This is a genomic window from Pseudomonas sp. URMO17WK12:I7 (assembly GCF_003269045.1).
GTDB lineage: Bacteria > Pseudomonadota > Gammaproteobacteria > Pseudomonadales > Pseudomonadaceae > Aquipseudomonas > Aquipseudomonas putida_J.
Genome location: NZ_QLTL01000010.1, coordinates 57,930 through 69,027, shown reverse-complemented (window position 1 = coordinate 69,027; position 11,098 = coordinate 57,930). Strand labels below are relative to the sequence as shown.

Sequence of the window (11,098 nt, the reverse complement as noted above, 5' to 3'; positions counted from 1 at the left end):
TCAAGGCGGGCGCTTGGCTTGTGGGTGACTGTACCGGCCCTTTCGCGGGTGAACCCGCCCCCACAAGTGCAGCATGGACTTCAAGGCGGGCGCTTAGCCTGTGGGAGCGGGTTCACCCGCGAAAGGGCCCGTACAGCCACCCACAAGCCACCTGCGATATCCAGAAACCATTCAGTTGCACTATCCGGGCACCACAGCCAGTACCTTGGAAAGGTCATTTTCAAGGAAGAAACCAATGCTTCGGGCAAAATCCCATCTGCTGCGGCGCGGCCGTTACTCTGAACTCGGCAGGCTTTATCTGTTGACCACTGTGACTCACCAACGCAAGCCACTGTTCCTAGACTTCCACCATGCAAGGCTGGTCATTCAGCAACTGCGTCAATCCGATCAGGAACATGCCTGCCGGTCTTTGGCCTGGGTACTGATGCCGGACCATCTGCATTGGCTGATCGAGTTGAGAGGCACGACGCTGGGGACATTGATGCGCAGGTTCAAGTCCAGGTCCAGTCTGGTACTGCATCAGGCAGGGGTTGAGCATGATCCGGTATGGCAGCCTGGGTATCAGGACCGGGCACTGCGGCGGGAGGAGAGCATGGTGCATGTTGCCAGGTACATTGTTGCCAACCCCTTGCGGGCCGGCCTGGTCAGAAGTGTCAGGGACTATCCCCACTGGGATGCCGTATGGCTTTGAATCGGCATTGGGACATTCGCGCTCCCGCAGGGTCACCACAAACCCGAAGATTGTGGTGACCCTGTGGTGCGGGTTCACTCGCGAAAGGGCCGGGTCAGGCCGACGCTGCAACCTGCGCCGGGCGCTTGACCTGTGGCTGCGAGGCGTTGGCCGCCGCGCCTTCCTCGATCGCCTGCTGGATCGCCTTGCGACGACGCTCTTCGGCCTGGCGGCTGAAGTACCAGACAAAGAAGGTCACCAGCGACACCGACAGCAGGATCAGGCTGGCCACGGCGTTGATCTCAGGCTTCACGCCCAGACGCACCGCCGAGAACACTTCCATCGGCAAGGTGGTCGAGCCTGGGCCCGACACGAAGCTCGCCAGTACCAGGTCGTCCAGCGACAGTGCGAACGACATCATGCCGCCCGCTGCCAGCGATGGCGCAATCATCGGAATGGTGATCAGGAAGAACACCTTCCACGGCTTGGCACCCAGGTCCATTGCCGCTTCCTCGATCGACAGGTCCAGCTCGCGCAGGCGCGCCGACACCACCACCGCCACATACGCCGCACAGAACGTGGTGTGGGCAATCCAGATGGTGACGATGCCACGTTCCTGCGGCCAGCCGATCATCTGCGCCATGGCCACGAACAGCAGCAACAGCGACAGACCGGTGATCACCTCAGGCATTACCAACGGCGCGGTAACCAGGCCGCCGAACAGCGTGCGGCCCTTGAAGCGGGTGACCCGGGTCAGCACGAAGGCCGCCAGGGTACCCAGCGCCACTGCCGCTACCGCCGTGTAGCAGGCGATCTCCAGCGAGCGCATCACCGAACCCATCAGCTGGGTGTTGTCGAGCAGGCCGACGTACCACTTCACCGACCAGCCACCCCACACCGTCACCAGCTTGGAGGCGTTGAACGAGTAGATCACCAGGATCAGCATCGGCAGGTAGATGAACAGCAAGCCGAGCACCAGCATCAGCTTGGAGAAACTGAAGCGCTTCATGCCCTGCCCTCCATTTCTTTGGCCTGGCTGCGGTTGAACAGCAAGATCGGCACGATCAGGATCGCCAGCATTACCACCGCCAGGGCGGAGGCTACCGGCCAGTCACGGTTGTTGAAGAATTCCTGCCACAGCACTTTACCGATCATCAGGGTTTCCGGGCCGCCAAGCAGCTCAGGAATGACGAACTCGCCCACCACCGGGATGAACACCAGCATGCAGCCGGCGATGATGCCGTTCTTCGACAGCGGGACAGTGATCTTCCAGAAGCTGTTGAAGGTGCTCGACCCCAGGTCCGAAGCGGCTTCGAGCAGGCTCGGGTCATGCTTCACCAGGTTGGCGAACAACGGCAGGATCATGAACGGCAGGTACGAATAAACCACGCCGATATACACCGCCAGGTTGGTGTTGAGGATCTGCAGCGGCTGGTCGATCAACCCAGTCCACATCAGGAAGCCGTTGAGCAGCCCGTTGTTGCTGAGGATACCCATCCAGGCATAGACGCGGATCAGGATCGCGGTCCAGGTCGGCATCATGATCAGCAACAGCAAGACCGTCTGGGTCTCCTTCTTGGCGTTGGCGATGGCGTAGGCCATCGGGTAGCCGATCAACAGGCACAGCAGGGTGCTGAAGAAGGCCATCTTCAACGAGCCCAGGTAGGCCGAGATGTACAGCTCATCCTCGGTCAACAGGCCGTAGTTGGCCAGGTTGAGCACCACCTGGACCTTGTCTTCGACGTAGCTGTAGATCTCGGTATACGGCGGGATCGCCACGTCGGCTTCGGCGAAGCTGATCTTCAACACGATGAAGAACGGCAGCATGAAGAACAGGAACAGCCAGATGAACGGAACCCCGATCACCACGTGCCGCCCCTCCGGGATTAAGCGCTGGAAGGCTCGCTTGAGCTTGCGTGGTTTCATGACCGCAGTACCACGCCGCTGTCGTCTTCCCACCACACGTACACCTCATCGCCCCAGGTCGGGCGTGCGCCCTGGCGCTCGGTGTTGGCGACGAACGACTGGACGACCTTGCCGCTTGGCAGCTCGACATAGAACACCGAGTGGCCACCCAGGTAGGCGATGTCGTGGACCTTGCCGCGCGACCAGTTGTGCTCGAAGTCTGGCTGGCTGGTGGTGACCAGCAGCTTTTCAGGGCGCAGGGCGTAGGTGATGTGCTTGTCTTCCACCGAGGTGGTGATGCCGTGGCCGACGTAGATCTTGCGCTCCAGTTCCGGGCTGGCAATGATCGCGTGGCCTTCGGCGTCGTCGACCACATCACCGTCGAACAGGTTGACGTTACCGATGAATTCGCACACCAGGCGGCTGGTCGGGGTCTCGTAGATGTCCACTGGCGAGCCGATCTGGGCGATCCAGCCCAGGTGCATGATGGCGATGCGTTGGGCCATGGTCATGGCCTCTTCCTGGTCGTGGGTCACCATCACGCAAGTCACGCCCACGCGCTCGATGATTTCCACCAGTTCCAGCTGCATCTGCGAACGCAGCTTCTTGTCCAGTGCACCCATCGGCTCGTCGAGCAGCAGCAGTTTGGGGCGCTTGGCCAGGGAACGGGCCAGGGCTACCCGCTGGCGTTGGCCACCGGAGAGCTGGTGCGGCTTGCGCTTGGCGTACTGGCTCATGTGCACCAGCTTGAGCATCTCGGCCACGCGGGCGTCGATCTCGGCCTTGGGCATCTTGTCCTGCTGCAGGCCGAAGGCGATGTTCTGCGCCACGGTCATATGCGGGAACAGCGCGTAGGACTGGAACATCATGTTGATCGGCCGCTCGTATGGCGGCATGTCGGTGATGTCTACGCCATCGAGGAAGATCCGCCCTTCAGTCGGGCGCTCGAAGCCAGCCAGCATACGCAGCAAGGTTGACTTGCCGGAACCGGAGCCACCCAGCAGGGCGAAGATCTCGCCTTTGCGGATTTCCAGGGACACATCGTCCACGGCGACCGTTTCGTCGAATTTTTTTGTAACCCGGTCGATCTTGACCAGCACCTGCTTGGGTTGCTGGCCACCCTCGAGGGCTTTTTTATAGGCACCGGAGGCAACTGCCATGAGTGAAACTCCCAACAAGATTTTTGTGCCCGTGCGGCCTGAGTCTCAGGTACCGCAACGGGTCTGGATGATTACTTGCCCGACTTGACCTTGGTCCAGCTACGGGTCATCAGGCGCTGCACCTTGGGCGGCAACTCTGAGTTCACGAACATCTTGTCCAGCACTTCCTGCGGTGGGTAAACCGCAGCGTCAGTCCTCACGGCCTGGTCCATCAGGTCGCCAGCCTTGGGGTTCGGGTTGGCGTAACCGACGTAATCACTGACCTGGGCGATAACCTCAGGTTTCAGCAAATAGTTGATGAAGGCGTGGGCCTCTTTCACGTTTTTGGCGTCTTTGGGGATCGCCAGTACGTCGAACCAGAGGTTGCCGCCTTCCTTGGGAATGGCGTAAGCCAGGTTCACGCCCTTCTTCGCTTCTTCAGCGCGGGCCTTGGCCTGGAACACATCACCCGAGAAGCCTGCCGCGACGCAGATGTCGCCGTTGGCCAGGTCGGTGATGTACTTGGACGAGTGGAAGTAGGTCACGTACGGGCGTACTGCCAGCAGTTTCTGCTCGGCCTTGGCGTAATCCTTGGGGTCGGTGCTGTTGGGGCTGAGCCCCATGTAGTTGAGCACCGCCGGGAGCATTTCGTCTGCCGAGTCGAGGAAGGCCACACCGCACTTGGAGAGCTTCTTCATGTTCTCGGGTTCGAACAGCACAGCCCAGGAGTCGATGGTGTCCACGCCCAGCGCGGCCTTGACCTTGTCGACGTTGTAACCGATGCCGTTGGTGCCCCACAGGTAAGGCACGGCGTACTGGTTGCCCGGGTCGTTCTTTTCCAGGCGTTTCATCAGCGCCGGGTCGAGATTGGAATAATTGGGCAGCAGATTCTTGTCGAGCTTCTGGAACGCGCCCGCCTTGATCTGCTTGCCAAGGAAATGGTTGGACGGCACCACCACGTCATAGCCGGTGTTGCCGGCCAGCAGTTTGCCTTCCAGGGTTTCGTTGGAATCGAAAACGTCCTGCACGGGTTTGATGCCCGTTTCCTTTTCGAAGTCCGCGAGCGTGTTCGGGCCGATATAGTCCGACCAGTTGTAGAAGTGCACCGTAGGCGCCGCTTGGACGCTGCATGCCAGCGTCAGGCCCGCTCCAGCCATCAAGGCCTTGCGTAATACAGAAATAGACAAGTGGGTGGTCCTCACAATCAGTGCCTTGGTGACGGCGTACTTATTGGCTACAAGCACCGCCGCACACGCAAAACCGGCGCGCAACTTACCTGCGCAGCTTCGATGCCGCAATCATCAATTGCCATTCACTGGCTCTGGGCCGGAAAAACCCGGCCCAGAGGTCACGCATCGGGGTTATTTGCCCGATTTGATCTTGGTCCAGCTACGCGTGATGTCACGCTGGACCTTGGCATCTGGTGCAGCGATCGCGTACAGCTGTTTCTTCACTTCAGCCGGTGGATAAATGCTTGGGTCGCTGGTGATTGCCTTGTCCACGAACTGGGTGGCAGCGGCGTTGCCGTTCGGGAAGCGCACAGCGTTGGTGATTTCGGCCATGACTTCCGGCTGCAGCAGGAAGTTCATGAACTGGTAGGCGGCGTCTTTGTGTTCGGCATCTTTCGGGATGGCGACCATGTCGTAGAAGGTGCCGGCACCTTCTTTCGGAATCACGTAGTCCACTTTGACCTTGTCGCCGGCTTCGTGGGCGCGGGCCTTGGACTGCTCCAGGTCACCCGAATAGCCGACGGCCACGCAGATGTTGCCGTTGGCCATGTCGCCGATGTACTTGGACGAGTGGAAGTAGGTGATCGAAGGACGGATCTTGAGGAACAGATCTTCGGCGGCCTTCAGGTCTTCCTTGCTGGTGCTGTTGGTCGGCTTGCCCAGGTAGTGCAGCGCCGCCGGGATCATCTCGGTCGGGGCATCCAGGAAGCTCACGCCGCAGCTCTTGAGCTTGGCGATGTTCTCAGGCTTGAACACCACGTCCCACGAGTCGATCTTGTCCACGCCCAGCGCGGCCTTGACCTTCTCCGGGTTGTAGCCGATGCCGATCGAGCCCCACATGTATGGGAAGGCGTGCTTGTTGTCCTTGTCGCTGGCGTCGCCGACGGCCTTGAGCAGGTCTTCGTCCAGGTTTTTCCAGTTTGGCAGTTTGGAGCGGTCCAGTTCTTCGTAAACGCCAGCCTTGATCTGCTTGGCCAGGAAGTTGTTGGACGGCACGACGATGTCGTAGCCCGACTTGCCCGCCAGCAGCTTGGCTTCGAGGGTTTCGTTGCTGTCGAAGACGTCGTACTTGACCTTGATGCCGGTCTGCTTCTCGAACTTGGCGATGGTGTCCGGAGCGATGTAGTCCGACCAGTTGTAGACGTTCAGTACCTTGTCTTCAGCCTGTGCAGCAGTGGCCATGGCACCCATCAGGGCGGCGGCCAGCAACGTCTTGCCCATTTTCTTCATGCGTCATGCTCCAGATTTTTTTGATTAGCCATCCGTTCAGCAGCCAGGCCCCGCGCTACACGCGTCGCAGCGACTGAAACAACCGCTAGTCTGGCAAGTTACAAGGCTCTGTTTCAAGGAAAGCAGGGCCTTGTAACCACTTAATGTCACATCGCTAGCCTAGCAAACGCTCAACGGATCGCTTCGAGGGTCAGGTCGAGGCACTTGCGCGCCTTTTCCACGAGCTCGTCGACCTCCTCGCGGCTGATCACCAACGGTGGCGCGATGATCATGGTGTCGCCCACCGCGCGCATGATCAGGCCGTTTTCAAAGCAGAAGTTGCGGCACACCATGCCCACGCCCTTGCCTTCGTAACGGCTGCGGGTGGCTTTGTCCTTGACCAGCTCGATTGCACCGAGCAGGCCCAGGCCGCGTACCTCGCCCACCAGCGGGTGGTCCTGCAGCTCGCGCAGACGTTTTTGCAAGTAGGGTGCCACTTCCGTGCGCGCCTTCTCGACAATCTTCTCGTCGCGCAGGATGCGCAGGTTTTCCAGGCCCACTGCGGCCGCCACCGGGTGGCCTGAATAGGTGAAGCCGTGGTTGAAGTCGCCACCTTCGCTGATCACCTTGGCCACCTTGTCACGCACGATCACACCGCCCATGGGGATGTATCCGGAGGTAAGGCCCTTGGCGATGGTCATCAGGTCGGGCTTGAGGTCGTAGTAGTCGGAGCCGAACCACTCACCGGTGCGGCCGAAGCCACAGATCACTTCGTCGGCGACAAACAGGATGTCGTACTTCGCCAGGATCTCCTTGACCTTCGGCCAGTAGGTCTCTGGCGGAATGATCACGCCGCCGGCGCCCTGGATCGGCTCGGCAATGAAGGCGGCGACGTTGTCTTCGCCGACTTCCAGAATTTTCTTCTCCAGCTGCTCGGCTGCCCACACGCCGAACTCGTCGGGGCTCATGTCGCCGCCCTCACCGAACCAGTACGGCTGCGGGATGTGCACGATGCCCGGGATCGGCAGGCCGCCCTGCTCGTGCATGCCGCTCATGCCGCCCAGGCACGCACCCGCGAAAGTGGAGCCGTGGTAACCGTTGATGCGGCCGATGATGGTCTGCTTGTGCGGCTTGCCCTTCAGCGCCCAGTAGTGGCGAACCATGCGCAGCACGGTGTCATTGCCTTCGGAACCGGAGCCGGTGAAGAACACATGAGTCATGCCCTCGGGCGCCACGTCGGTGATGGCCTTGGCCAGCTCCAGTGCAGGCGGATGGGCAGTCTGGAAGAACAGGTTGTAGTACGGCAGCTCGCGCATCTGCTTCTCGGCAGCCTGCACCAGCTCTTCACGCCCATAACCGACCGCCACGCACCACAGGCCAGCCATGCCGTCGAGGATCTTGTTCCCCTCGCTGTCCCACAAATGCACGCCCTGCGCCTTGGTGATGATGCGCGGCCCCTTCTCCTTCAGCTGCTTGTAGTCACTGAAAGGTGCAAGGTGGTGCTCGCCGCTCAGGGTTTGCCATTCACGGGTTTGCGGGTTTTTGACGCTCATGTGCTTCTCCATGTTCCGCAGGCCGCCGGCGGGCGGCCTCAGGGGGTTGATCACACAGCAAACAGCAGGAACTCACGCTCCCAGGAGCTGATGACACGCTTGAAGTTCTCATGCTCGGCGCGTTTGGTGGCGACGTAGCCGGTGATGAATTTCTTGCCCAGGTACTGCACCAGCGCACGGCTGATTTCCATGCGTTCGAGGGCGTCCTCGATGGTCAGCGGCAGGCGCAGGTTGCGGCGCTCGTAGCCACGGCCCTGAACCGGTGCGCTGGCTTCGATGCCCTCGACCATGCCGATATAGCCGCACAACAGGCTGGCCGCGATGGCCAGGTAAGGGTTGGCATCGGCGCCCGGCAGGCGGTTCTCGACACGGCGGTTCTGCGGGCCGGCATCCGGTACGCGCAGGCCTACGGTGCGGTTCTCCTCACCCCACTCGACGTTCACGGGTGCCGAGGTGTCGGGCAGGAAGCGGCGGAACGAGTTGACGTTGGGGGCGAACAGCGGCAGCGCTTCGGGGATGAACTTCTGCAAGCCACCGATGTGGTGCAGGAACAGTTCGCTCATGCTGCCGTCTTCATTACTGAAGATGTTCTTGCCAGTGGCCACGTCGACCACGCTCTGGTGCAGGTGCATGGCACTGCCCGGCTCGCCGGTCATCGGCTTGGCCATGAAGGTGGCGGCGACGTTGTGCTTGAGCGCGGCCTCGCGCATGGTGCGCTTGAACACCAGAATCTGGTCGGCCAGGTGAAGGGCATCGCCGTGACGGAAGTTGATTTCCATCTGCGCCGTGCCGTCTTCGTGGATCAGCGTGTCAAGGTCCAGGCGCTGCAATTCGCACCAGTCGTAGACGTCTTCGAACAGCGGGTCGAATTCGTTGGCGGCCTCGATCGAGAACGACTGGCGGCCGGTTTCCGGGCGGCCAGAGCGGCCAACCGGCGGCTGCAGCGGGAAGTCCGGGTCTTCGCTGCGCTTGGTCAGGTAGAACTCCATCTCCGGCGCGACGATCGGCTGCCAGCCCTTGTCGGCATACAGCTTGAGGACCTTCTTCAGCACGTTGCGCGGCGACAGTTCGACCGGGTTGCCCTTCTTGTCGTAGGTGTCGTGGATTACCTGGGCGGTCGGCTCGATGGCCCACGGCACCAGGAACACGGCATCCTGGTCGGGGCGGCAGATCATGTCGATGTCGGCCGGGTCGAGCAGGTCATAATAGATGTCATCGTCGACATAGTCGCCGGTCACGGTCTGCAGCAGCACGCTCTCGGGCAGGCGCATGCCTTTTTCGGCGATGAACTTGTTGGTCGGCGAGATCTTGCCGCGGGTGATGCCGGTCAGGTCGCTGATCAGGCATTCGACTTCGGTGATCTTGTGCTCTTTCAACCAATCGGTGAGCTGGTCGAGGTTGTTACTCATAAATACCTCAGGAGGTAAGGTGGTCCGCGCTCTGATTCTGGATGGAGTAGATTGCTAAAGCAAAAACCCACGCGCAGCCGCACTGTGGATACACTGAAACCAAGCGTGTCCGTAGCGGGATCAAAGGGCAGGAATACGAGAAGAGCAACGAAAAAGCGTTACGAGGTATCGCCCAGGTGCGCAAAGCGTCAATTATTGCGGCCATGCAGGCCACAGCTCGACCGATGCGTGCGGGAACGGCAGGGATACCCGACTGCACTGCGCAGGCAGCGCGTTCAGGTCGCGACAAGCGGACCATGTGACCCTCGTATTATTGTGTTCTGGGTTGAGTCCGAGCTTAGCCTTGTTAATTTTTTTACACAACACCTCCGTAAAAAATAAAACACGGCAGGTTGGAGATAGCCCTTTGCGAAGGAAATAGCGGATAATGGCATGCCCCGATATGCAGCAAATCTGCCGTCGATGTGCCGTTTCAGGGCATCATGGGGTTGGCTTGACATCAGTTTGTCTTTTCGATTGACTGGTCCTGCAAGCCCCCCTTGATTGATATTTTTAACAACAAAGGTGTTGCATCATGTCGGTACCCCCGCGTGCCGTTCAGCTTAACGAAGCGAACGCGTTCCTTAAGGAACATCCTGAGGTTCTCTACGTTGACCTTTTGATTGCAGATATGAATGGTGTGGTGCGCGGCAAGCGCATTGAGCGCACCAGCCTCCACAAGGTTTACGAGAAAGGCATCAACCTGCCTGCCTCCCTCTTCGCCCTGGACATCAACGGTTCCACCGTCGAAAGCACCGGGCTGGGCCTGGACATCGGCGATGCTGACCGCATCTGCTATCCAATCCCCGATACGCTCTGCAATGAGCCGTGGCAAAAGCGTCCTACCGCCCAACTGCTGATGACCATGCACGAACTGGAAGGCGAGCCATTCTTCGCTGACCCGCGCGAAGTGCTGCGTCAGGTGGTGAGCAAGTTCACCGACATGGGCCTGACCATCTGCGCCGCGTTCGAGTTGGAGTTCTACCTCATCGACCAGGAGAACGTGAACGGCCGTCCGCAGCCGCCACGCTCGCCAATTTCGGGCAAGCGCCCGCAGTCGACCCAGGTGTACCTGATCGACGACCTCGACGAATATGCCGACTGCCTGCAGGACATCCTGGAAGGCGCGAAAGAGCAAGGCATCCCGGCCGACGCCATCGTCAAGGAAAGCGCCCCGGCGCAGTTCGAAGTCAACCTGCACCACGTTGCCGACCCGCTCAAGGCCTGCGACTACGCGGTACTGCTCAAGCGGTTGATCAAGAACATCGCCTACGACCATGAAATGGACACCACCTTCATGGCCAAGCCCTACCCGGGCCAGGCTGGCAACGGCCTGCATGTACACATCTCCGTGCTGGACAAAGATGGCAACAACATCTTCACCAGCGAGGATCCCGAGCAGAACGCCGCGCTACGTCACGCTGTCGGCGGTGTGCTCGAGACCCTGCCTGCGTCCATGGCGTTCCTCTGCCCGAACGTCAACTCCTACCGCCGCTTCGGCGCGCAGTTCTACGTGCCGAATGCGCCGAGCTGGGGCCTGGACAACCGTACCGTGGCCCTGCGTGTGCCGACTGGCTCTGCAGATGCCGTGCGTATCGAGCACCGCGTAGCTGGCGCCGACGCCAACCCGTACCTGATGATGGCTGCCGTGCTGGCAGGCGTGCACCACGGCCTGACCAACAAGATCGAGCCAGGCACGCCAATTGAAGGCAACTCGTACGAGCAGTTGGAGCAGAGCCTGCCGAACAACCTGCGCGATGCCCTGCGCGAGCTGGACGACAGCGAGATCCTGAACAAGTACATCGATCCGAAGTACATCGACATCTTCGTCGCGTGCAAGGAGAGCGAGCTGGAGGAGTTCGAGCACTCGATCTCCGACCTCGAGTACAACTGGTATCTACACACCGTGTAAACAAAAACGCCGCCCATCAGGGCGGCGTTTTTC

General features: G+C 60.3%; 9 protein-coding genes. 2 read left to right on the top strand and 7 right to left on the bottom strand.

Annotated elements, in window-relative coordinates:
* The first annotated feature begins 235 nt into the window (after positions 1-235).
* A complete protein-coding gene (locus H040_RS15155; protein WP_027920898.1) occupies positions 236-691 on the top strand; it encodes an REP-associated tyrosine transposase in 456 nt (151 codons plus the stop codon).
* 94 nt (positions 692-785) lie between these two features.
* On the opposite strand, the gene H040_RS15150 is transcribed toward H040_RS15155, so the two are convergent.
* The 7 genes from H040_RS15150 to H040_RS15120 form a co-directional block, all read right to left on the bottom strand.
* Positions 786-1,679 carry an ABC transporter permease subunit gene (locus H040_RS15150; RefSeq protein WP_003258560.1) on the bottom strand — a complete coding sequence of 298 codons (894 nt, stop codon included), beginning with the start codon at positions 1,677-1,679 and terminating at the stop codon, positions 786-788.
* Positions 1,676-2,557: an ABC transporter permease subunit gene (locus H040_RS15145; protein WP_177326727.1), complete on the bottom strand. Its 882-nt coding sequence runs from the start codon at positions 2,555-2,557 to the stop codon at positions 1,676-1,678. Before H040_RS15145 ends, H040_RS15150 begins: the two co-directional genes overlap by 4 nt.
* Positions 2,558-2,592: 35 nt before the next feature.
* On the bottom strand, positions 2,593-3,735 hold the full coding sequence (locus tag H040_RS15140; RefSeq protein WP_027920896.1) for an ABC transporter ATP-binding protein: 1,143 nt from the start codon (positions 3,733-3,735) through the stop codon (positions 2,593-2,595).
* Positions 3,736-3,806: 71 nt separating this feature from the next.
* On the bottom strand, positions 3,807-4,901 hold the full coding sequence (locus H040_RS15135) for a polyamine ABC transporter substrate-binding protein (RefSeq protein WP_027920895.1): 1,095 nt from the start codon (positions 4,899-4,901) through the stop codon (positions 3,807-3,809).
* Between the two features lie 174 nt (positions 4,902-5,075).
* The gene (locus H040_RS15130; protein ID WP_027920894.1) at positions 5,076-6,173 is read right to left on the bottom strand and encodes a polyamine ABC transporter substrate-binding protein; all 1,098 of its coding nucleotides are present in this window, start codon (positions 6,171-6,173) and stop codon (positions 5,076-5,078) included.
* A gap of 170 nt (positions 6,174-6,343) precedes the next feature.
* Complete coding sequence (locus H040_RS15125; protein ID WP_027920893.1) at positions 6,344-7,705, bottom strand: aspartate aminotransferase family protein; 1,362 nt, start codon at positions 7,703-7,705, stop codon at positions 6,344-6,346.
* Between the two features lie 50 nt (positions 7,706-7,755).
* A complete protein-coding gene (locus H040_RS15120) occupies positions 7,756-9,114 on the bottom strand; it encodes a glutamine synthetase family protein (protein ID WP_027920892.1) in 1,359 nt (452 codons plus the stop codon).
* A gap of 574 nt (positions 9,115-9,688) precedes the next feature.
* Here H040_RS15120 and H040_RS15110 point away from each other — a divergent pair.
* Entirely contained in the window at positions 9,689-11,065 is a 1,377-nt protein-coding gene (locus H040_RS15110; protein ID WP_027920891.1) for a glutamine synthetase family protein, read from the top strand.
* The last annotated feature ends 33 nt before the right edge of the window (positions 11,066-11,098 follow it).

Bases quoted from the DNA above. Each gene is read 5' to 3' on its own strand.
- H040_RS15155 (WP_027920898.1), top strand. From the start codon at position 236: ATGCTTCGGGCAAAATCCCATCTGCTGCGGCGCGGCCGTTACTCTGAA.
- H040_RS15150 (WP_003258560.1), bottom strand. From the start codon at position 1,679: ATGAAGCGCTTCAGTTTCTCCAAGCTGATGCTGGTGCTCGGCTTGCTG.
- H040_RS15140 (WP_027920896.1), bottom strand. From the start codon at position 3,735: ATGGCAGTTGCCTCCGGTGCCTATAAAAAAGCCCTCGAGGGTGGCCAG.
- H040_RS15130 (WP_027920894.1), bottom strand. From the start codon at position 6,173: ATGAAGAAAATGGGCAAGACGTTGCTGGCCGCCGCCCTGATGGGTGCC.
- H040_RS15125 (WP_027920893.1), bottom strand. From the start codon at position 7,705: ATGAGCGTCAAAAACCCGCAAACCCGTGAATGGCAAACCCTGAGCGGC.
- H040_RS15120 (WP_027920892.1), bottom strand. From the start codon at position 9,114: ATGAGTAACAACCTCGACCAGCTCACCGATTGGTTGAAAGAGCACAAG.
- H040_RS15110 (WP_027920891.1), top strand. From the start codon at position 9,689: ATGTCGGTACCCCCGCGTGCCGTTCAGCTTAACGAAGCGAACGCGTTC.